Source organism: Streptomyces liliifuscus, assembly GCF_016598615.1.
Taxonomy (GTDB): Bacteria; Actinomycetota; Actinomycetes; order Streptomycetales; family Streptomycetaceae; genus Streptomyces; species Streptomyces liliifuscus.
The window spans coordinates 3,925,160-3,945,782 of the sequence record NZ_CP066831.1 but is presented as its reverse complement, the minus strand read 5'-3'; the positions used below and the strand labels follow the sequence as shown (position 1 = coordinate 3,945,782).

The window sequence follows — 20,623 nt, the reverse complement described above, 5'->3', positions numbered from 1 at the left end:
TCCTATGAACCAGCAGCTCGCGGGCTTCGCCCCGGCACCCGTTGCCGCACGCATGGAGAACCACGGCAACCACATGCTCAAGGTCGCCATGCAGACCGGAAACGACCTCCTCGCGCGCGTGGGGTCGATGGTCGCCTACGAAGGCTTCGTCCAGTACGAGCCGAATCCGCCTGCCGTACGCCAGATCGCCAAGGACTGGATGACCGGCGAGGGCGCACCCCTGATGAAGTGCTCCGGAGACGGTCTGCTGTACCTCTCCGACTACGGGGCGAACGTCGTCGTCATCAACCTCAACGGCGACGCGATCTCCGTCAACGCCACCAACCTGCTCGCCTTCGACGCGCACCTCACCTGGGGTGTCGAGCGCGTCAAGGGGCTGGCGAAGTTCGCCGGACAGGGCCTGTGGAACACCAAGATCTCCGGGCAGGGCTGGGTCGCCCTGACCTCCCGGGGCAAGCCCATCGTCGTCGACTGCGGCGGCGGCGAGGACGAGACGTACGTCGACCCGGACGCGCTCGTCGCCTGGTCCCCGAACCTCAAGGTGAAGGGCAAGCGCAGCTTCAAGGCGCAGTCGCTGATCGGGCGGGGCAGCGGCGAGGCCTTCCAGATGGCCTTCTCCGGACAGGGCATCGTCGTCGTCCAGCCCAGCGAGGACAGCACCGACCGCCTCCGGGTACGGGGCTGAGGGGGAGCACACACACCATGCAGAGCCCGCTTTTCGCCTACAACGACCAGCAGTCCCAGGAGCGCTACAGCCTGCAGAACAAGCAGATGCTGCGCGTCGTCCTGGAGGGCCACGACGACATGCTGGCCCGCAAGGGCACCATGGTCGCGTACCAGGGTCTTGTGGAGTTCGACGCCGAGTACCAGAACTCCGGTCAGCAGCGTTCGCGCGCCCACACCGGAGAGGGCCTCGACCTGATGCGCTGCCACGGGCAGGGCACCGTCTACCTGGCCAACCTCGCCCAGCACATCCATGTGGTGGACGTGGACCAGGACGGCCTCACCGTGGACAGCAGCTACGTCCTCGCGATGGACTCCTCGCTGCACCACGAGGTGATCGCCGTGGACAGCCAGTACGGGATCTCCGGCTCCGGCAAGTACCAGCTCAACATCACCGGGCGCGGCAAGGTCGCCCTGATGACGTCGGGCATGCCGCTGATGCTGCAGGTCACGCCGGACCGGTACGTCAACTGCGACGCCGACGCGATCGTCGCCTGGTCCACCAGTCTGCGCGTACAGATGCAGGCCCAGACCCACTCCTCCGGGGTGTTCCGGCGCCGGGGCAACACCGGTGAGGGCTGGGAGCTCAGCTTCATGGGCCAGGGGTACGCGCTCGTGCAGCCCAGCGAGATGCTGCCGCCGCAGAACGCGGCGATCGGATCGGGTGTTGCCGCCCAGTACGGGATGGGGCAGCAGGGGGCCCGGGGGCAGAACCAGGGCAACGCCTGGAGTTAGGACCTTTCGCTCGGCACTCCTCGGAGTGCCACGCGAAAGGTCCGGGGCCGGTGGTTGGCTGCGGGCCGGCCGTGGCCGGGCGCGCAGTTCCCCGCGCCCCTGACGGAGCGCCCTTGTCAGCGTGTGTGTAAGGGGCGGTCGCCACTGCGGCCGCCCCTTACGCGTGCCTCTTCAGAGCCTTGCCCGTGTCGCCGCCAGGAGACGGACGACCGAGTCGTCGGCCACCTTCGCCACCTCGTCGTACGGGAACCAGCGCAGGTCCAGGGACTCGTCGCTGATCTCCTGGACGGCGCCGGGCTCGGCCACCACCGCGTACTGCACGTCGAAGTGGCAGTGGCAGGGGGGCGGGATGGGATGCCGGTCCAGGCGGACGGGTCCCCCCGGGAGCAGGGTCAGGCCCGCGATGCCCGACTCCTCCGTGGCCTCACGCAGGGCGGCGGCCTCCAGCGTGGCGTCGCCGGGCTCGCAGTGACCACCCATTTGGAGCCACATCCGCAGTTTTTTGTGGAGAGTCAGCAGCACCCTGCCGTGCCCGGGATCGATCACCAGGGCGCTCGCCGTGACGTGTCCGGCCGTGCAGGCCTTCCACATGCCGTCCGGATGCGCCTCCAGATGGTCGAGATAGGCCTGCCGCAGCTCCTCCTGGCCCTCGATGCCCTTCAGGACCAGGACGGCGTCGTCGTACAGACTCACTTGTCGTCGTCGCCCTTTTCCTCGCCCTTTTCGTCGTCCTTGGGCTCGTCCTTCGTGAGGTTCGGCTTCTCGGACGGGCCGCTCGCGGCCTCGCCGAGCATCTTGTCGAGCTCGGAGAAGTCCAGCTGCTCGCGGTGCACGAAACCGTCCGGGTCGTCCAGGTCCGAGGCGGTCGGCAGCATGTCCGGGTGCGCCCACAGGCCGTCGCGGCCGTCGACGCCGCGGGCGTCCGTGAGCGAGGCCCACAGGCGCGAGGCGTCCCGCAGGCGGCGCGGGCGCAGCTCCAGGCCGATCAGCGTGGCGAAGGTCTGCTCGGCGGGGCCGCCCGTCGCACGACGGCGGCGCAGCGTCTCCCGCAGCGCGTCGGCGGACGACAGACGCGGCTTCGCGGCCGAGTGGACCACCGCGTCCACCCAGCCCTCGACGAGCGCGAGCGCCGTCTCCAGGCGCGCCAGGGCGGCCTTCTGCTCGGGCGTGTCCTCCGGCTGGAACATGCCCTGCTGGAGTGCCTGCTGCAGCTCCTCCGGGTTCTGCGGGTCGAACTGGCCGACCACGTCCTCCAGCTTCGCCGTGTCGACCTTGATCCCGCGCGCGTATCCCTCGACCGCGCCGAACAGATGCGAGCGCAGCCATGGCACGTGGGCGAAGAGCCGCTGGTGGGCGGCCTCGCGCAGGGCGAGGTACAGCCGCACCTCCTCCTGGGGGACGCTCAGGTCCTTGCCGAACGACTCGATGTTCAGCGGCAGCAGCGCGGCCTTGCCGACCGGGCCGAGCGGCAGGCCGATGTCGGTCGAGCCGACGACCTCGCCCGCGAGCACGCCGACGGCCTGCCCGATCTGCGTGCCGAACATGGCGCCGCCCATGGAGCGCATCATCCCGAGGAGCGGGCCCGCCATGGCCTGCATCTCCTCGGGCAGTACGTCGCCCATGGCCGCGCCGACCCGCTCGGCGACCGGGTCGACGAGCTCCTTCCACACCGGCAGGGTCGCCTCGACCCACTCCGCGCGGCTCCAGGCCACCGCGGAGCCGGCGCCGGACGGCAGTGATGTCGCGTCGTCCAGCCACAGGTCGGCCAGGCGCACCGCCTCGTCGACCTGGGTGCGCTCGGCGGGGCCGATGCTCGCGTCCTTGGTGCCGTCGGGAGTGCCCTGGGACACCGTCTGGCGGGCGATCTGCTTGGCCATGTCCCAGTTCACCGGCCCGCCCTCGTACGAGAGCATCTGGCCGAGCTGCTGGAACGCGGCGCCCAGGTCGTTGGGGTTCAGCGAACCGAACATGGCTGCGAGCGGGTTGTCGCCACCCGGTCCTCCGGGCCCGAAACCGAACGGGTTGGCAGGTCCCTGACCACCACCGCTCTGCTGGTCCTTCTTCTTGCCCTCGTCGCCGTCGTCCGGCTCCTCCGGCGGAAGGCCGAATCCGAATGGGGTGTCACTCACGGGATTCCTCGGCTGTTAAGGCCGCCGGTTCGCTCCGACGGCGGCTGCCCTACATCACCACCCAGCGTAGACACCACAACCGGTTCGGGCCTCGGTGCTTCGCCGACACAGCGGCTGCGGCAGGATGGATGCCACCTGGTACGTACGCGTCACGCGCGTTCTTACTGAAGACAACCGCTGGAGACGCCCGGTGAGTTCCCCAGATCCACAGGTTCGCGCAGCGCGAAACCCTTCAACCAATCCGGCTCTACGCGGCCCGGTCGTCGCGATCACCGGAGCCGCCGCCGGAATCGGCGCGATGCTCACCGAGCGGCTGGCCGCCAGCGACGAGATCAAGCAGGTCATCGCCATCGACGAGCGGCGCGGCGAGTGCGCGGCGGCGCAGTGGCACATCCTGGATGTCCGGGATCCGGCGATCGCCGAGAAGCTGCGCGGCGCGGACGTCGTGGTGCACCTGGCGCTCGATCTCGACCTGGAGACGGACCCGGCCGCACGAACGGCCTACAACGTGCGGGGGACACAGACCGTGCTGACGGCCGCCGCCGCGGCCGGGGTCCACCGTGTCGTGCTGTGCACCTCGGCGATGGTCTACGGAGCGCTGCCCGACAACGAACTGCCCCTCTCCGAAGACGCCGAACTGCGGGCGACCGCGGAGGCCACGGGGGTGGGGGACCTCCTGGAGGTCGAGCGGCTCGCGCGGCGGGCGCCCCGTGCGCATCCCGGGCTCAACGTCACCGTCGTACGGCCTGCCGTGCTGGTCGGAGGGACCGACACCGCTCTCACGCGGTATTTCGAGTCGCCCCGGCTGCTCGTCGTCGCCGGGTCGCGTCCCGTCTGGCAGTTCTGCCATGTCGAGGACCTGTGCGGGGCTCTGGAGTACGCCGTTCTGGAGAAGGTCGAGGGGGAGCTGGCCGTCGGGTGCGAGGGGTGGCTGGAGCAGGAGGAGGTCGAGGAGCTCAGCGGGATCCGGCGGATGGAGTTGCCGTCGGCCGTCGCGCTGGGGGCCGCGGCCCGGCTCCATCGGATCGGGCTCACGCCGTCTCCGGCGGGGGATCTCGCCTACACGATGTATCCGTGGGTGGTGAGCGGGAGCCGGCTGCATGATGCCGGGTGGCGGCCGCAGTGGACCAATGAGGAGGTTCTTGCGGAGCTGCTCGAGGAGGTTGCCGGGCGGCACACGTTGGCCGGGCGGCGGCTTGGGCGGAAGGATGCCACGGCCGCGGGGGCCGCGGGGGCGACTGTTGCTCTGTTGGGTACGGCTGCGTTGGTGCGGCGGGCTCGGAAGGCTCGGCGGCGGATCTGAGGCGGCGGATCTGAGGCGGCGGATCTGAGGCGGTGGGGCTGTGGCGTGGGGGTTTTCGCCCCCGCCGCCCCTTCCCATCCCCGACCCTTTCCGGGGGCTGCGCCCCCAGGCCCCCGCATCGGCCTGAACGGCCTCGTCCTCAAACGCCGGACGGGCTGGTTGTAGGAGGCTCCAATCGTGCACGCGTGTGTGCGGGGGGAAAACCGTATTCCGTGGGGTTGGCGGGGTGGGGCACGATGGGGGTATGGCATCGATGAATGATCATCCCGGTGAGCTGGCCGCTCAGGAGCCCATCAAGCTGCTGGCGATTCGGGAGACCGCGCTCTCCTTGGACGAGGTTTTCCGGGCTGTCGGGGACGATGCCTCCGGAGGGACCGCGCTGTTCGTGGGGACCGTGCGGAATCATGACGGGGGAGCCGATGTCGACGCGCTCGGGTACTCCTGTCATCCGAGCGCCGAGGCCGAGATGCGGCGGGTCGCCGAGAAGGTCGTCGCCGAGTATCCGGTGCGGGCGCTCGCCGCGGTGCACCGGATCGGTGATCTTCGGGTGGGTGATCTCGCGGTGGTCGTCGCCGTTTCGTGTCCGCATCGGGGCGAGGCGTTCGAGGCCTGCCGCAAACTGATCGACGATCTCAAGCACGAGGTCCCGATCTGGAAGCACCAGACATTCTCCGACGGTACGGAGGAGTGGGTCGGGGCCTGTTGAGGTCCCAGGGGTCACGTCAGTCCCAGTGGGCACTCCTGTCCGCCGTTCCGGTTGCGTAACCCGACCCCTGCCGTGAGCGTTGAACATGCGGATGGTTAATCTGCTGATCAGTCAGTTGCGGTCGCTCATGGGGTTGGGAGGTCGGCATGGCGGCGCTCGCCTGGTTGCTGATTCCGCTTTTGGCCGCGATCGGCGCCGGACTGTGGGGCAGTTGGGCCGGACGGAACCGAAAGACCCTCGGGGACGGCACCGAGCTCGCGGGCTACACACGCTTCCGCGAGGCCATGGAGAAGTCGGAGAACCCGGAGAAGTCGGCGCAATTGCACACGGACGCCTGACCGGCCCGGATTCCCCGGACGGACGGCCCTGACGGTGCGCTGACAGACCGGTCCCGTACTGTCGTTCCATGCCACGCCGCACCGCGACGATGCTCGCCTCCACCCTGATGCTGATCGCGCTCCTGTGCGCGGGAGTCTTCATCAATGTGCCGTATTCGGAGATGTCACCGGGTCCGACGGTGAACACACTCGGGGAGCACGACGGCGAGCCGGTGCTCCAGATCTCAGGCCGCAAGACCTATGCGACGACCGGGCATCTGAACATGACCACCGTCCGGGTCACCAGTGCCGACTACAAGATGAACCTCGTCGAGGCCGTGTACGGGTGGCTGGCCCACGACAACAAGGTCGTTCCGCACGACACGCTCTATCCGAACGGCAAGACGGAGGAGCAGTCGACACAGGAGAACGCCGAGGAGTTCAGCCAGTCCCAGGAGAGCGCCAAGGTCGCGGCCCTCAAGGAACTGGACATCCCGGTGAAGTCCTGGGTGATCGTCTCCACCGTCGTCAAGGACACCCCCGCCGAGGGCAGGCTGCACGCCGGTGACGTCATCAAGGCCGTCGACGGTACGACGGTGAAGGCACCCGACGACGTCGCGAAGCTGGTCACCAAGCACAAGCCCGGTGAGAAGGTCGTCTTCACGATCGTGCCCGCCAAGGAACAGGCCGCCGCCGAGAAGGAGAACCGGACGGCGACCAGGACCGAGGAGATCACGATCACCACCGCCAAGTCCGAGGACACCGGCGAGCAGCGGGCGATCGTCGGTATCTCGGCCGGGACCGACCACACGCTGCCGTTCACCATCGACATCAAGCTCGCCGACGTCGGCGGCCCCAGCGCCGGTCTGATGTTCGCCCTCGGCATCGTCGACAAGCTGACGCCGGGCAACCTCACCGGCGGCAAGTTCGTCGCCGGCACCGGCACCATCACCGACGACGGCGAGGTCGGCCCGATCGGCGGCATCGAGATGAAGACGGTCGGCGCCCGCGACAAGGGCGCCCAGTACTTCCTGACGCCCAAGGACAACTGCGCGGCCGCCGCCCGTGACGTCCCCGAGGGGCTCACACTCGTCAAGGTCGGCACCATCGACGACGCGATGAGCGCCCTCAAGGACATCCGCGGCGGCAAGACGGCCGACCTGCCGAAGTGCACCAGGAACTAGGGCACTCGCGGCGGGTCGGCCCGCGCCGTGCTACTCCGCGAACGTCGCCGTCAGGGCCTCGGCCAGGCCCGGTACGAGGTCGGATCCGGTGAGCACGTCCGTCGCCGCGTCCTTCTCGCGCAGCCGCAGCGCCGATTCGCGCTTCCCGCCGCGCAGCACCGCGACGGTCATCCGGACCTCCTGGCGCTCCGGGTGCTCGGCGACCCACTTCGCCAGCCGCTTCTCGTCGAGGCCGTCGGGGACGGACGCCTCCGCGGACGGCGGGAGCATCAGCCGCTCCACGGACAGGGCGCAGCCGACCACCGTGTCCGGCCAGGCGATGGTGCCGAGGAACTCGTCCAGCGGGCTGCCCGCGGGGAGTTCGTCCTGCTCAATCGGGGTAAGGGTGCCCTCTGGGGCGTCTTCGGTCAGGCCGAGGCGCTCGGCGAGCCCCGGTTCCTGGGAGCGCAGCCGGCCGGTGTCGACCAGGGCGAAGAGACGGGCGGGCTGGTCCCAGCCGAGCCCCGATACGTACTCGTCGATCTCGAGGACGGCACGGGTGAGGGGCCCGGCCGCCATGGGTGTGCCTGAGGAGGAGGTGTTGGACATGGTCACAATCCTGCCTCGTTCGGCCCCCGAAGCGGGAACCGAGTAAAGCATCAGTAAGTTGCATAGATGTGGCCCGGCGTTTGCGGGGCCCCCAGATACCAACAGCGAACTTCGAGGTGCGCACCTTGGCTTTCCAGATGCCGGACCGCGGCGGAGGCCCGACGGGGCCACGGATCAGAGTGGGCCGACCGTCCCGGCGCGTCCGGACCCTGCTCATGACACTGGGCGTACTGGCCGTGCTGGCCATGGCCTTCGTCATGTTCGCGGGGTTCTGGACGGACTGGCTCTGGTATCGGTCGGTCAAGTATTCGTCCGTCTTCACGACCACCCTGTGGACCAAGATCGGACTGTTCTCCGTCTTCGGACTGCTGATGGCCACGGCCGTCGGTGTGAACATCTGGCTGGCCCACCGGTTGCGGCCGCCCTTGAGCGCCATGTCGATGGAGCAGCAGAGCCTCGACCGCTACCGGATGGGCGTGGCCCCGTACAAGAAGTGGATTCTTCTCGGGATCACCGCCCTGGTCGGGCTGATCGCGGGCGCCTCCGCGGCGGGCCAGTGGCGTACGTGGCTGTTGTGGGTGAACGGAGTGCCCTTCAACCAGAAGGACCCCCAGTTCCACCTGGACATCGCCTTCTACGCCTTCGATCTGCCCTGGTACCGCTTCCTGCTGGGCTTCGGATTCGCTGCCGCGATCCTTTCGGTGATCGCCGCGGCGCTGACGCACTACCTGTACGGCGGGCTGCGCATCACCAGTCCCGGAGCGCGCGCCACGGCCGCGGCCACCGGGCATCTCTCGGTGCTGCTCGGCCTCTTCGTCGCCCTGAAGGCGGTCGCGTACTGGCTCGACCGGTACGGCCTCGCGGTGAAGTCCAGTGACTTCAAGGCGACGGACAACTGGACGGGCCTGAGGTACGTCGACGCGAACGCGTATCTGCCCGCGAAGACGATCCTGTTCTGCATCGCCGTCATCTGCGCCCTGCTGTTCTTCGCCACCCTGTGGCGGCGCACCTGGCAGCTGCCCGTCATCGGCTTCGGCCTGATGGTGCTCTCGGCGATCCTGATCGGCGGTCTGTACCCGGCGATCGTTCAGAAGTTCCAGGTCCAGCCGAACGAGCAGGCCAAGGAAGCGCCGTACGTCAAGAAGAACATCAAGGCGACGCGCGAGGCCTACGGCATCGACGACGCCAAGGTGACGGACTACTCCGGCAAGGGCGGCACCGAGAACGCCGAGCAGATCCGCAAGGACGCCGACTCGGCCGCCAGCTACCGGCTGATCGACCCGAACGTCGTCTCGCCTGCCTTCCAGCAGCTCCAGCAGGAGCGCAAGTACTACCAGTTCCCCTCCACGCTCGATGTCGACCGGTACACGGACGCCAACGGCAAGGAGCAGGACACCGTCATCGGTCTGCGCGAGCTGAACCTGAACGGCATCCCGAAGAGCAACTGGATCAACGACCACTTCACGTACACCCACGGCTACGGCGCGGTCGCGGCCAGGGGCACGGCGACCGGTTCCGATCCGCCGGGCTCCCCGGACTTCTCCGAGTCGGGGCTGCCGACCACCGGTGACCTCGGCAAGTACGAGCAGCGGATCTACTACGGGGAGAAGACCGAGCAGTACTCCATCGTGGGCGGCCCGCAGAAGGAGCTCGACTACGAGGAGAACGGCGAGAAGACCACCAGCTACAAGGGCAAGAGCGGCGTCAACCTCGCCAACCCGATCAACCGCGCCGCGTACGCGGTGGCCTTCGGCGAGCCGCAGATGTTCTACTCGGGCGCGATCGGCGAGGGTTCCCGGATCCTCTACAACCGCACGCCCAAGGAGCGCGTCGAGGCCGTGGCCCCGTGGCTGACCATCGACGGCGACGCCTATCCGGCGATCGTGGACGGCAAGATCCAGTGGATCGTCGACGCCTACACGACGACCAACGGGTACCCCTACGCCTCCCGTACGACGCTGGGCGACACCACGGCGGACTCGCTGACCGACAACCAGCGGGCGGTGGTGGCGCAGCAGAACCGCGTCAACTACATCCGCAACTCGGTGAAGGCGACCGTCGACGCGTATGACGGCTCGGTCAAGCTCTACCAGTGGGACACCAAGGACCCGGTCCTCAAGACCTGGATGAAGGCGTTCCCCGACACGGTGAAGCCGAAGGCCGACATCGGCGAGTCGCTGATGGAGCACCTGCGTTACCCGCAGGACCTCTTCAAGGTCCAGCGTGAGCTGCTCACCCGCTACCACGTCACCGACCCCGCCCAGTTCTACAGCGGCAGTGACGCCTGGCAGGTGCCGGACGACCCGACCAACAAGGACAGCAGTGCGGTCCCGCCGTACTACCTGAGCCTGAAGATGCCCGGGCAGAACGCGCAGCAGTTCTCGCTGACCACGACCTTCACGCCCAACGGGCGCCCGAACCTGGGGGCGTTCATGGCGGTGGACGCGGATGCGGCCAGTAAGGACTACGGCACGATAAGGCTGTTGAGAGTGACCTCCACGGTGAGAGGTCCACAACAGGTGCAGAGCGAGCTCAACAGCAATGCCGACGTCGCCGAGTTCGTCCGCAACCTCAGAGGCACGGACTCCGACATCGAGTACGGAAACCTGCTGACCGTGCCACTCAACGGCGGGTTCCTGTACATCGAGCCGGTGTACGCGCGAGGCGGCACGTCCAACTACCCGCTGCTGAGAAAGGTGGGCGTCGCCTACGGCGACCAGACCGTCTTCAAGGACACCCTCGCCGAAGGGCTGAACACGGTCTTCGGAGTGGACGGCGAGGACACCACCGAGCCACCACCCAAGGAAGGTGAGACCCCGACGCCGCCGACGACGGGCGACACCGACCTGGAGAAGGCCATCGCCGACGCCCAGGACGCCTACACGGCCGGTGAGGAAGCGCTCAAGAAGGGCGACTGGGAGGCGTACGGCAAGGCCCAGGAGGACCTTCAGGACGCACTCCAGCGCGCCTCCGAGGCCGAGCAGAAGGCCGGCGCCGCCAGTGGTGCCAACAGCGAGGCCAACAAGGAAGAGAGCGGTCAACAGGACGGTGACCAGGGCAGTTGAGCAGGCCCACCCCGCGCCGTGGTACGGTTGCAACACAACGGCGCGGGGTGGAGCAGCTCGGTAGCTCGCTGGGCTCATAACCCAGAGGTCGCAGGTTCAAATCCTGTCCCCGCTACTGAAGTAGAAGGACCCGGATCCTTAAAGGATCCGGGTCCTTCTACGTGTGCGGACCGTGCGGGACCGCGTGCGTGTGCCCATCGTTCATCAGTGCTGCTGCGGCGAAGGCTGCGCCATCCGCCTTGAGTTGGGGAATCTGTGTTTCACTTGTCTCTCTGTGGGCATGTCGACAAAACGCTGAAGTGACCTCACTGGCTGCGGTATACCAGGTGTACCCAGGTTGCAGGTGGTGCGACGATGGACGTTATGGGGGACAAGGCAACTCTGTTGGAGACAGGGCGGTTTGTGCAGCCTTCCGACCGGGACGAGACCGGCGAGGCTGCGGAGGAGGCTCGCCGACGACTCGCCGCGGAGGCGGGCGACGTCGAGGCGATGAGTGTTCTCGGAGCCATGCTGCTCCGCCGCGGTGATCTCGACGGGGCCGAGCCTCAGCTGCGCGCTGCCACGGCGGCCGGGGACCGGGCCGCCGCCAACAATCTGGGTGTCCTCCTGCACCAGCGCGGCTACGCCGAGGAGGCGGCCGGCTGGTGGCGGATCGCCGCCGTCGCCGGCTCCGCGGCCGCCGCGCACGCGCTGGGCCGCCACCACCGCGAGCGCGGGGACGAGCCCGCCGCCGAGTACTGGCTGCGCCAGTCCGCCGAGCAGGGCCACGCCCTCGGCGCCTACGCACTCGCCGACCTCCTGGAGCACCGCGGCGACGCCGGTGCCGTGGACTGGATGCGGGCGGCCGCCGAGCGGGGGCACCGTGAGGCGGCGTACCGGCTCGCGCGGACGCTGGACCGCAAGGCCGTGCAGGCGGGCGAGGACGAGGGCGACAACGGTGTCGCGGCGACCGTCGCCGCGCAGGCGGAGCAGTGGTACCGGCAGGCGGCCGCGCGCGGTCACCGCCGTGCCGCGCTGCACCTCGGAGCGATCCTGGAGAGGCGCGGGGAGCTCAAGGAGGCCGGGCGCTGGTATCTGACCTCCGCCAAGGACGGCGAGGCGCGGGCCGCCTGCGCGCTCGGGTTCCTGCTGCGGGACGCGGGCGACACCGAGAGCGCCGCCGTGTGGTGGCTGCGGGCCGCCCAGGACGGCGACGGGAACGCCGCCAACGCGCTGGGCGCGCTGCACGCCGAGCGGGGCGAGACGCAGACCGCCGAGCGGTGGTACCGGGCCGCGATGGACGCGGGTGATGTGAACGGCGCGTACAACCTCGGGCTGCTCTGCGCCGAGCAGGCGCGGACCGCGCAGGCCGAGCAGTGGTACCGGCGTGCGGCGTACGCGGGACACCGTGAGGCGGCGAACGCGCTGGCCATCCTGCTGCTGCAGGTCGGTGACGCGTCCGGGGCCGAGCCGTGGTTCTCCAAGGCCGCTGAGGCCGGGAGCGTGGACGCCGCCTTCAACCTCGGGATCCTGCACGCCGGACGGGGCGAGGACGCGGCGGCCCTGCGGTGGTACGAGCGGGCCGCTGCCGCCGGGCACACCGAGGCCGCGCTGCAGGTGGGGATCGCGCGTCTTCGGGACGGGGACGAGCGGGCCGCCGAGCGGCACCTTCGGTGTGCCGCGGGCGGGGGGAGCGCGGAGGCGGCCTATCGGCTGGCCACCGTGCTCGACGCCCGGCGGCCGCCCGCGCCCGCGCATGAGCTGGGGGAGCCGGCTACCGAGAAGAGTGAGTGCGAGGAGTGGTACGAGCGGGCCGCTTCCCAGGGGCATCGGCGGGCTCAGGTGCGGGTGGGGATGCTCGCCTCCGCGCGCGGGGATGTCGTGGACGCGGCTCGGTGGTACCGGGAGGCCGCGGAGGCGGGGTCTCGGAACGGGGCGTTCAATCTTGGGCTGTTGCTTGCCCGGGAGGGGAGTGAGCCGGAGGCTGCCTTGTGGTGGACTCGGGCCGCTGACGCGGGGCATGGGCGGGCGGCGTTGCGGCTCGCCCTCGTCTACGCGCGTCGTGGGGAGTTGGCGGAGGGGCAGCGGTGGGCCGATCGGGCCGTGTCGCTCGGGCCCGGTGAGGTTTCCGAGCGGGCGGCTCGGTTGCGGGATGCGTTGCGGCAGGAGTTGTCGGCGTGAGGGGGTGGCGGGCCTGGCTTTCTCGCCCCCGCCGCCCCTACCCATTCCCGTCCCTGACTCAGGGGCTCCGCCCCCGAACCCCCGTATCGCGCTCCGCGCTCGTCCTCAAACGCCGGACGGGCTGAAAAACAGCCCGTCCAGGAGCGGGATTCGAAGGGTAGAGGAACTGATTTGCACTGGTCGGGGCCGGTGACGTACTGTTCAGACATCGCCGCGGGGTGGAGCAGCTCGGTAGCTCGCTGGGCTCATAACCCAGAGGTCGCAGGTTCAAATCCTGTCCCCGCTACTGAAGACCGAAGGCCCGGAACCAATGGTTCCGGGCCTTCGGTGTGTTCGGGGGCGGGAGGGCGAGTGAGGCAGGGGGCGGGGGTGTCGAAAGCCCCGGCCTGAGTCGATCGTGGCCGGGGCTTCGGGGGTGTTGGGCGGGTGGTCAGGCTGCCGCGCAGTTCGGGCAGACGCCGCGGTACGTGACCTCTACGCCCGAGACCGCGAAGCCGAAGCGCTCGGAGTCGGGGAGGTCCGCCAGCGGGTTGCCGCCCGGGTGGACGTCCTTGATCGCGCCGCACTGGGCGCAGACCAGGTGGTGGTGCGGACTGTGCGCGTTCGGGTCGTACCGCTTCGCGCGCTTGTCCGTGGCGACTTCCAGCACCTCGCCGAGCGAGACCAGCTCACCCAGGGTGTTGTAGACGGTCGCCCGGGAGATCTCGGGCAGCTTGGCCACGGCCCTCGCATGGACCTCGTCGGCCGTCAGATGGACGTGATCGCCGTCGAGGACCTCGGCCACGACGCGCCGTTGCGCGGTCATGCGCCAGCCGCGTCCGCGCAGTCGTTCCAACAGGTCGCTCATACCACCAAGCCTAGCAGCAGGGAGGCCCAGTTTCCGAACAGGTGTGACTTTGGAGCATTCCTTGACTTAGACATTGTCTATTGTAGGATCGAGTTCGGCCTTGGCTGAGGGGCAGGATCAGCAGGCCGACAGAGATCGGCAAGGAATTACGCAGGAGGCGCACGTGACTCAGGGACCGCTTACGACGGAAGCCGGCGCGCCGGTCGCCGACAACCAGAACAGCGAGACCGCGGGCATCGGCGGCCCTGTTCTCGTCCAGGACCAGCTCCTCCTGGAGAAGCTCGCCCACTTCAACCGTGAGCGCATCCCGGAGCGTGTGGTGCACGCCCGTGGCGCCGGCGCCTACGGCACCTTCACGCTCACCGCAGATGTCAGCCGGTACACGCGTGCCCACTTCCTCTCCGAGGTCGGCAGGCAGACCGAGACATTCCTGCGCTTCTCCACCGTGGCCGGCAACCTCGGTTCGGCCGACGCCGTCCGGGACCCGCGCGGCTGGGCGCTGAAGTTCTACACCGAAGAGGGCAACTACGACCTCGTCGGCAACAACACCCCGGTGTTCTTCATCAAGGACGCCATCAAGTTCCCCGACTTCATCCACACGCAGAAGCGCGACCCGTACACGGGCTCCCAGGAGGCCGACAACGTCTGGGACTTCTGGGGGCTCAGCCCGGAGAGCACCCATCAGGTGACCTGGCTCTTCGGCGACCGCGGCATCCCCGCCTCGTACCGCCACATGAACGGGTACGGCTCGCACACCTACCAGTGGAACAACGAGGCCGGCGAGGTCTTCTGGGTCAAGTACCACTTCAAGACCGACCAGGGCATCAGGAACCTGACGACCGAGGAGGCCGTGAACGTCTCCGGCCTCGACCCCGACTCGCACCAGCGCGATCTGCGCGAGTCGATCGAGCGCGGCGACTTCCCGACCTGGACCGTGCAGGTGCAGATCATGCCGGCGGCCGACGCGGCGACATACCGCTTCAATCCGTTCGACCTCACCAAGGTGTGGCCACACGAGGACTACCCGCCGATCGAGATCGGCAGGCTGCAGCTCAACCGCAACCCGGAGAACGTCTTCGCCGAGGTCGAGCAGTCCGTCTTCAGCCCCGCGCACTTCGTGCCGGGTATCGGACCCTCGCCCGACAAGATGCTCCAGGGCCGCCTGTTCGCGTACGGCGACGCCCACCGCTACCGCGTCGGCGTCAACGCCGACCACCTGCCGGTGAACCGTCCGCACGCGACCGAGGCGCGTACGCACTCCCGTGACGGCTTTCTGTACGACGGCCGCCACAAGGGTGCCAAGAACTACGAGCCGAACAGCTTCGGCGGGCCGTTCCAGACGGACCGGCCGCTGTGGCGGGCGACCGCGAACTTCACGGCAGGCACCGGTAATCACGAGGCCCCGGTCCACTCCGAGGACAACGACTTCGTGCAGGCGGGCAACCTCTACCGTCTGATGTCCGAGGGCGAGAAGGGCCGGCTGGTCGACAACCTCGCGGGCTTCATCGCCAAGGTCTCGCGCGACGACATCGCCGAGCGCGCGATCGACAACTTCCGTCAGGCCGACGGAGACTTCGGCAAGCGGCTGGAAGCCGCGGTCCAGGCCCTGCGCGGCTGACACCAGCACTGGAACGCTTGTCGTCGAAGAGCGGGCCGGATCTCCCGTACCGGAGATCCGGCCCGTTCGCCTTCCGGGCCGTGCTCAAGAAGAGTCGCGCGCAAGGAGAGTCGGGCTCAAGCAGGACTGCTCGAGCCCGGTGGGCTCAGGCCGTGGCGTGCTGCCGCAGTGGTGCCCAGCAGCGGATGATGTCGCGGACCGAGACGATGCCGACCGGCTCGCCGTGGTCGAGGACGACGAGGTGGCGGAAACCGCCGTGGGTCATGGCGAGGGACGCCTCCTCCAGCGTCCAGGTCGGGGCGGCGAACACCACGTCGGTGGTCGTGTGGGCATGGGCCCGCTCGGCGTCCGGGCTCTGGCCCAGGCCTACGGAGTTGAGGATGTCGCGCTCGGTGAGGATGCCGAGCCCGCCTTCGTCGGGGTCGAGAACCACGGCCGCGCCCACGCGGCGTGCGGACATCAGCGCGGCGGCCTGCCGGAGGGTGTGAGCGGGTCCGATGGTGAGGACCACCGTGCTCATGGCGTCGCGGACGAGCATGGACGGAGCCACCTCCTACGAATCCGTTAGTTAACGGATTCACAAGTTCACAAGTGGGGGGACTCTCAGAGTCGCAGTTAAAGAGACGGTCAACAAGAGGGCGTGTGCGGGCGATATTTGGGGCGCCTTCTCGCCCGTCAGTGCCTCAACTGCCCCCGGGCGCCTCAGTAGCGCTGGTATTGAACTGGCCTTGCGGCGAGGTGCAGCCCTGTCCCGCATCCCCCTGGGGAGCTGCCTGGTAGCTGTTGTTCTTGGTCGTTGTTGGTCGTCGTGGGCCGCCCCCGGACGGCCCACAGGCGGCCCGGTGGCCGAGGGCGAGTCCCACACGAGGGGCCCTGTGTCTTGATCGACTGAGTGCTCCTCGTGTTGGGCCCGGACGGCTCCGGAGCAGTCCGCCTTGAGTGCCGGATCTCCGTAAATTGCTCGCAGGGAAGCAACGGCTTCCCTAAACTGTGCTAGTTGATATCCAACTAGGATTTCGAGGCAGCCTGTGGAGTCGTTCGAAAGCGATGGTCTCTTCTGGTTGCCCAACCAGGAGGAGGACCAGGTAGCCGGGCGGGTTTCCTTTTCTCCCATAACGGGGACTAGGCTTTCACTGATCGGCGGTTTTTCAGAGACGCCCTTCGGTGATATGGAGAATGGGCCCGAGGCTTCAATCATCCATGGCGTAGCAGGGAAGAGGTTCCTGACCCTTATCGGATCCAGTCGAGCTTCACGCCGATTTGAGTCGCCAGGGTTTATGCGTGAAGACTATCGGGTTGAGTACATGTTTGCCGGCCAAGCGTTGCTGGCTCCTGAATCCGTAGTGTTCAACCGCGTTTCAGTTCGGTTCAACAACCTCTACGACTGGATTGGGTATTCATCAGTTTCCCGTGAGCACGTTTTCGATGCGCAGAACAAGCTCGTAAAAGCTGGACTCACGCTGACGCCAATGGAAAAGATTGAACATCCTGCTGACGGGTGCAAGATTTCCATTGGCGGTGTTTGGAAGATTCTTGGTAATCAACAGAATCCGGGATTCGAACAAGACTTCTCGATCAGTATTGCGTACGAAGATCCCGTTGGATTCGAATCCATTGTGGGGGATGTAACCGTACTGCAAGATCTGCTGACGGCGACCACCGATGCAGTTTCAGTGCCGACGCATATTACGCTGGAGATTCCGGTAGGGAGTGGCGAGGGTGACAGTAAGCCCAGTTTCGTCCAGGCTTATGGGCAGCAACCCGCGTACACCAGAGTGAAAGAGTCGAAGCCCAGTGACATGGTCCTCAAGTTGAAGGAAATTGGAGACATTCCGTCCGTAGCGCGCTGGTTTAATTTCGTTCGCGGACGGCGTGTAGTGCTTGGCCTGATGCTTTCATCGAAGTACAGTCAGATGTACACGGAGAACAAATTCTTCAACGCAGTTTCGGCCGCTGAAACACTTCACCGGATGGAGTTTCCGAATGAACTTCGCCCGGCAGATGAGTATAAACACTTCAGGCGCATGCTCGTACGTCATGTTCCCAAGAAATATCGCTCATGGCTGAGCCAACAACTTCTGCATTCGAATGAACCCCGCCTCCGGGATCGCCTAATCGAGCTTGCTGAGTATGCTGATCTTCCTTCTGTCTTGAAATGTGATGCGCAACATTGGGCCAAGGCTGTGACTGACGCTCGTAACAGAATGGTGCATCACGACAAAGGCAAGGGGCCTGGCGCGTCAACCGTGGAGTTGTACTGGCTGGCAGAATCCCTGAGGCTGATGGTGCTACTCTGCTTGGCGAGATTTTGCGAATTCCAAGAGGGCTACGTAGAAAAGATTCGCAATGCCCAGTCGGTCAACTTTCTTGTCAAGCGCGTTGGTGAGATTATGCAACCGTCGGATGCCGTAGAGTCATAGAGTCAACCGCCCAGCCGCGGAACGGGTCTTTTATCACCCTGGAACGATCGGGCATTGAGGCCATTAGTGAGACCACGATTTAAGCTGCGAACGCAAGCTGTGGGGGCTCGGGGGCGGCCCGGCGGGGAAGGGCTGTCGCTGTCCTTATGGTCGCGCCTTGTAGTGCTCAGGACTGAACCGTTCCATTGCTTCCGGAAGCCTGTTGTTGCGCCTCAGGTGGCTGCTCTAGCTGTAGCTCCTTTTTTCGTTGCTCTTCCTTGATGCGTTCAATTTCTTCGGCGAATTCGGCGGCTGCTTGATCGGCGTTCAAGTTCTTATAACGGCGAATTCCGAGAGTGAAGGCTTGAATCTCCTGGTCGACGGAATCTGCAGTTTGCTGAAGATTCATACTTCTCTCTCGAAACTTGAAGTACGAGATGATTCCTGCCGAGACGCTTACAACTGAGCTGAGGGCCACGGCGAGCCAACTCCAAAAACCCTGTTCGGCTGCCGCCGTTGTCGCGACAGAGGTGAGGATCGATCCGACGATAACTGCAATCTGGAACCAATTGTGACGAGTTCTATACTTCTCGGCCCCACGTCTATAGTCATCAAGGAGTGCAGGAATGGCTTCTCGGTAACTTCGAAACGCTTCGGATGTCTGTCGCCCGGCATCACTGGCCCTGGGCTGCATCGCCTCCCTTAGGGCCTGCTTCTGTCTCAGTCGCAATTGTGCTGTATGTAGGTTATTCCGGGCCGTCCACCAAGATGGAGGAGCGCCGAAAAGGCTGATAATGAGCGGAATGGATAGTGAATAGTTTAGTGCTGCACGTCCATTGCCGGGCCTTGAGAAGTCAATGAGGATGTTTCCTGCGACAATTCCTGTCACCAGCAATGGAATCAGGCCGAAGATCCATATCCTCGCAAGCCTTCTCTGGAACAGCCGTTCATTAACGGTCGCTTCCCACTCGATGATCTGCTGCTCTATGGTGATCAGCGTCACCGGTTCAGTCATAATCACCCCCAGGTGAGGTTAGCGGCGACGTTAAAACGGCAGGCCAAATGAGACAGAGCTTGAGGTGGAGCACTGCCCGCCTGACCTCGTATCAGTCCTGCAAGCGTTGAGAGTGTGAGTCGTTCAGGGCCGCGATCACGGCAGCTGCATCGCCGTCGTATGTGAGATGCGATTCGTTTGCCTCAGGGGGGACGAATCGCATGCGGTAGCGCTGTAGGTCGCTCTCTGCGAAGTAGATCGAGTTTGGATCGTTCTCGTGGAGTTCGTTGCGCTTGCTGATCCTTGCCCAAAGCTCATCGTGGCTAGCCGCGAGGTAGACAAGCACAGGTACGGCGCCGGCGTCAGTGGCGATGGCTCGCCATTTTTTCCGATCCTCGGGGGTCCAAAAGCCGTGGTCAACGACCACATCGTGTCCCGCCTTGAGCTGTGTGCTCAGTTCCCCCGCCACGTCATCGAGGACCGGCCGTTCCAGGGTGGGGAAGGTGCCCCGGGGGAAGTCCACCCCGTAGACGCCATGTCGGCGGTACATCTCCTCATCTGGGCACAGCCGTACGAACCCACGGGCTGTGAGGGCGCGGGAGAGGGTGGTTTTTCCGGAGCCGGGAAGTCCGGCCATCAGGACGCAGAAGGGCAGGCGTGGTTGCATCGGTCTCGTCAAGGTCTGGGCGATGGCTTCTATCTCTGCTTCGGCTTCAGGCGTGATTGTGCCAGTCCTGCGCTCGACGAGCAGTGTTCCTAGGCGGTCTTCGAGCACGCTCACGAGAGTGTCATCCACGACCCTCACGCGGAGACCTCCGATTCCGTGCGCCATGTACGGCCCGGGCCCCCGAGGTCCACGCCGTACTCAACGATGTTGCCTTCGCTGTCGACGAACCTCGCTGTCATCACGACTACCGGTTCCTCCAGCGGGCCATCGGCGTCAAGCTCCAAGAGCCGTGCGTACTCCGGCGTCAGGAGGTGAGCCGAAGCGGTGTCGATTCTGTGGCTGATCGGGTGGCCGGTCACCTGGGTGATGAGCTGGAGCGACGTTCCGCCTGTCAGACGCTCACTCTTTGCTAGCTGAGGGATCAGCTTCCCGTATCGAGCAGGAATCCAAGACGTGCTGTGGGCCACGATGCCGTGCCGGTCCCTGTAGACCCGGCTACGGCGGACCACATCAGAGCCAAGCTCGATGTCCAGCGCTTGGGCTACTTCGGCGGGTGCGGGCACCACTGCCGCCTGATGCGAGTCGGACCTTTCGCCCTGCCCCCAACTGGACCCGGTCCGGCGTCCTCGATCCTGGCGTTGGGACCCCGACGACATCGAAGCCGGCCGGTCTAGAACCTCGGTTCCGATGCCGTGGATGCCGCGAACAAGCCCCTCGTTGCGCAGCTTGCGCAGGGCTTTCTCGGCCGTCGCAGTGCTCACCTTCCACTCTTCCGCGAGGTTCTTGATGCTCGGCAAGAGTGATCCCGGCTGTAGCTGACCAGACGCGATCAACTCCGTGTAGTGGGCGGCAATCTTCGCGTACGGGGCCCGATTGTCGGCCTGGCCTGCCATGTCGCTCGCTCCTTGTCGTCACTTCCCTGAGGTTCCCTACCTTACCGCTTGACACCACAGGGAACCCTAGGGAACCTTAGGGATGTGCCCGGAGGAAAGCCCGCAGGGGTGAGTACGAAGTGAGCGCGCATTGGTTGAGAACTGAACAGCGTGCCTGAGGTGACTGCCCTACCTCTGCGACCAAGTGGGCGGCACAAGTGGGGTTCGCCCCGCGTGTGAGTGCAACGGAATTCGACCTTTCCGCAGCTCATCTGCTGTGGCCGGTTGCCTCCGCTGCTCGTCTCGTACGAGCAGC

At 66.4% G+C, this 20,623-nt stretch carries 18 protein-coding genes and 2 tRNA genes; 12 read left to right on the top strand and 8 right to left on the bottom strand.

Annotation, left to right across the window (positions count from 1 at the left end; all coding sequences use genetic code 11):
* Positions 1-4 precede the first annotated feature (4 nt).
* Both JEQ17_RS16655 and JEQ17_RS16650 read left to right on the top strand, forming a co-directional pair.
* Entirely contained in the window at positions 5-685 is a 681-nt protein-coding gene (locus JEQ17_RS16655) for an AIM24 family protein (protein ID WP_055610520.1), read from the top strand.
* A 17-nt stretch (positions 686-702) separates the two neighbouring features.
* On the top strand, positions 703-1,458 hold the full coding sequence (locus tag JEQ17_RS16650) for an AIM24 family protein (protein WP_200395980.1): 756 nt from the start codon (positions 703-705) through the stop codon (positions 1,456-1,458).
* Between the two features lie 171 nt (positions 1,459-1,629).
* Here JEQ17_RS16650 and JEQ17_RS16645 read toward each other — a convergent pair whose 3' ends face one another.
* The gene (locus tag JEQ17_RS16645) at positions 1,630-2,151 is read right to left on the bottom strand and encodes an NUDIX hydrolase (RefSeq protein ID WP_200395979.1); all 522 of its coding nucleotides are present in this window, start codon (positions 2,149-2,151) and stop codon (positions 1,630-1,632) included.
* The gene (locus JEQ17_RS16640; RefSeq protein WP_200395978.1) at positions 2,148-3,587 is read right to left on the bottom strand and encodes a zinc-dependent metalloprotease; all 1,440 of its coding nucleotides are present in this window, start codon (positions 3,585-3,587) and stop codon (positions 2,148-2,150) included. Before JEQ17_RS16640 ends, JEQ17_RS16645 begins: the two co-directional genes overlap by 4 nt.
* 190 nt (positions 3,588-3,777) lie before the next feature.
* Here JEQ17_RS16640 and JEQ17_RS16635 point away from each other — a divergent pair, with 190 nt between their 5' ends.
* The 4 genes from JEQ17_RS16635 to JEQ17_RS16620 all read left to right on the top strand — a co-directional run bounded on the left by JEQ17_RS16635 (position 3,778) and on the right by JEQ17_RS16620 (position 7,097).
* Entirely contained in the window at positions 3,778-4,890 is a 1,113-nt protein-coding gene (locus JEQ17_RS16635) for an SDR family oxidoreductase (protein WP_055610516.1), read from the top strand.
* Between the two features lie 244 nt (positions 4,891-5,134).
* Positions 5,135-5,596, top strand: a complete 462-nt coding sequence (locus JEQ17_RS16630) for a molybdenum cofactor biosynthesis protein MoaE (protein ID WP_200395977.1) — start codon at positions 5,135-5,137, stop codon at positions 5,594-5,596.
* A gap of 146 nt (positions 5,597-5,742) precedes the next feature.
* Positions 5,743-5,934 carry a hypothetical protein gene (locus JEQ17_RS16625; RefSeq protein ID WP_200395976.1) on the top strand — a complete coding sequence of 64 codons (192 nt, stop codon included), beginning with the start codon at positions 5,743-5,745 and terminating at the stop codon, positions 5,932-5,934.
* A 68-nt stretch (positions 5,935-6,002) separates the two neighbouring features.
* On the top strand, positions 6,003-7,097 hold the full coding sequence (locus JEQ17_RS16620; RefSeq protein ID WP_200395975.1) for a YlbL family protein: 1,095 nt from the start codon (positions 6,003-6,005) through the stop codon (positions 7,095-7,097).
* Between the two features lie 30 nt (positions 7,098-7,127).
* Here JEQ17_RS16620 and JEQ17_RS16615 read toward each other — a convergent pair whose 3' ends face one another.
* Positions 7,128-7,685 (bottom strand): PPA1309 family protein, encoded by a 558-nt coding sequence (locus JEQ17_RS16615; RefSeq protein ID WP_200395974.1) that lies wholly within the window; start codon positions 7,683-7,685, stop codon positions 7,128-7,130.
* A gap of 137 nt (positions 7,686-7,822) precedes the next feature.
* Between JEQ17_RS16615 and JEQ17_RS16610 the strand changes: the two genes are divergently transcribed.
* The 4 genes from JEQ17_RS16610 to JEQ17_RS16595 all read left to right on the top strand — a co-directional run bounded on the left by JEQ17_RS16610 (position 7,823) and on the right by JEQ17_RS16595 (position 13,196).
* Positions 7,823-10,750 carry a UPF0182 family membrane protein gene (locus JEQ17_RS16610; RefSeq protein ID WP_200401525.1) on the top strand — a complete coding sequence of 976 codons (2,928 nt, stop codon included), beginning with the start codon at positions 7,823-7,825 and terminating at the stop codon, positions 10,748-10,750.
* 41 nt (positions 10,751-10,791) lie between these two features.
* Positions 10,792-10,865, top strand: a tRNA-Met gene (locus JEQ17_RS16605).
* A 239-nt stretch (positions 10,866-11,104) separates the two neighbouring features.
* The gene (locus tag JEQ17_RS16600; RefSeq protein WP_200395973.1) at positions 11,105-12,910 is read left to right on the top strand and encodes a tetratricopeptide repeat protein; all 1,806 of its coding nucleotides are present in this window, start codon (positions 11,105-11,107) and stop codon (positions 12,908-12,910) included.
* A gap of 212 nt (positions 12,911-13,122) precedes the next feature.
* A tRNA-Met gene (locus tag JEQ17_RS16595) sits at positions 13,123-13,196 on the top strand.
* A 144-nt stretch (positions 13,197-13,340) separates the two neighbouring features.
* Here the strand turns inward: JEQ17_RS16595 and JEQ17_RS16590 are convergent.
* A complete protein-coding gene (locus JEQ17_RS16590; RefSeq protein WP_143636461.1) occupies positions 13,341-13,757 on the bottom strand; it encodes a Fur family transcriptional regulator in 417 nt (138 codons plus the stop codon).
* Positions 13,758-13,902: 145 nt separating this feature from the next.
* Here JEQ17_RS16590 and JEQ17_RS16585 point away from each other — a divergent pair, with 145 nt between their 5' ends.
* On the top strand, positions 13,903-15,375 hold the full coding sequence (locus JEQ17_RS16585; protein WP_200401524.1) for a catalase: 1,473 nt from the start codon (positions 13,903-13,905) through the stop codon (positions 15,373-15,375).
* A gap of 145 nt (positions 15,376-15,520) precedes the next feature.
* Here the strand turns inward: JEQ17_RS16585 and JEQ17_RS16580 are convergent, their stop codons facing one another.
* Positions 15,521-15,913, bottom strand: a complete 393-nt coding sequence (locus JEQ17_RS16580; protein WP_200395972.1) for a CBS domain-containing protein — start codon at positions 15,911-15,913, stop codon at positions 15,521-15,523.
* 490 nt (positions 15,914-16,403) lie between these two features.
* Here JEQ17_RS16580 and JEQ17_RS16575 point away from each other — a divergent pair, with 490 nt between their 5' ends.
* Positions 16,404-17,795, top strand: a complete 1,392-nt coding sequence (locus tag JEQ17_RS16575) for an ApeA N-terminal domain 1-containing protein (protein WP_200395971.1) — start codon at positions 16,404-16,406, stop codon at positions 17,793-17,795.
* Positions 17,796-17,961: 166 nt separating this feature from the next.
* Here JEQ17_RS16575 and JEQ17_RS16570 read toward each other — a convergent pair whose 3' ends face one another.
* From JEQ17_RS16570 to JEQ17_RS16560, 3 genes are all read right to left on the bottom strand, one after another.
* Positions 17,962-18,777, bottom strand: coding sequence for a DUF4231 domain-containing protein (locus JEQ17_RS16570; RefSeq protein ID WP_200395970.1), 816 nt, complete (start codon positions 18,775-18,777; stop codon positions 17,962-17,964).
* 103 nt (positions 18,778-18,880) lie between these two features.
* Positions 18,881-19,573, bottom strand: a complete 693-nt coding sequence (locus JEQ17_RS16565) for an AAA family ATPase (protein WP_407700057.1) — start codon at positions 19,571-19,573, stop codon at positions 18,881-18,883.
* Positions 19,570-20,328 (bottom strand): GntR family transcriptional regulator, encoded by a 759-nt coding sequence (locus JEQ17_RS16560; RefSeq protein ID WP_200395968.1) that lies wholly within the window; start codon positions 20,326-20,328, stop codon positions 19,570-19,572. Before JEQ17_RS16560 ends, JEQ17_RS16565 begins: the two co-directional genes overlap by 4 nt.
* Between the last annotated feature and the right edge of the window lie 295 nt (positions 20,329-20,623).

Coding starts and splice junctions, on each gene's coding strand:
- JEQ17_RS16655 (WP_055610520.1), top strand. CDS start 5: ATGAACCAGCAGCTCGCGGGCTTCGCCCCGGCACCCGTTGCCGCACGC.
- JEQ17_RS16650 (WP_200395980.1), top strand. CDS start 703: ATGCAGAGCCCGCTTTTCGCCTACAACGACCAGCAGTCCCAGGAGCGC.
- JEQ17_RS16630 (WP_200395977.1), top strand. CDS start 5,135: ATGGCATCGATGAATGATCATCCCGGTGAGCTGGCCGCTCAGGAGCCC.
- JEQ17_RS16625 (WP_200395976.1), top strand. CDS start 5,743: ATGGCGGCGCTCGCCTGGTTGCTGATTCCGCTTTTGGCCGCGATCGGC.
- JEQ17_RS16620 (WP_200395975.1), top strand. CDS start 6,003: ATGCCACGCCGCACCGCGACGATGCTCGCCTCCACCCTGATGCTGATC.
- JEQ17_RS16615 (WP_200395974.1), bottom strand. CDS start 7,685: ATGTCCAACACCTCCTCCTCAGGCACACCCATGGCGGCCGGGCCCCTC.
- JEQ17_RS16610 (WP_200401525.1), top strand. CDS start 7,823: ATGCCGGACCGCGGCGGAGGCCCGACGGGGCCACGGATCAGAGTGGGC.
- JEQ17_RS16600 (WP_200395973.1), top strand. CDS start 11,105: ATGGACGTTATGGGGGACAAGGCAACTCTGTTGGAGACAGGGCGGTTT.
- JEQ17_RS16590 (WP_143636461.1), bottom strand. CDS start 13,757: ATGAGCGACCTGTTGGAACGACTGCGCGGACGCGGCTGGCGCATGACC.
- JEQ17_RS16580 (WP_200395972.1), bottom strand. CDS start 15,913: ATGCTCGTCCGCGACGCCATGAGCACGGTGGTCCTCACCATCGGACCC.
- JEQ17_RS16560 (WP_200395968.1), bottom strand. CDS start 20,328: ATGGCAGGCCAGGCCGACAATCGGGCCCCGTACGCGAAGATTGCCGCC.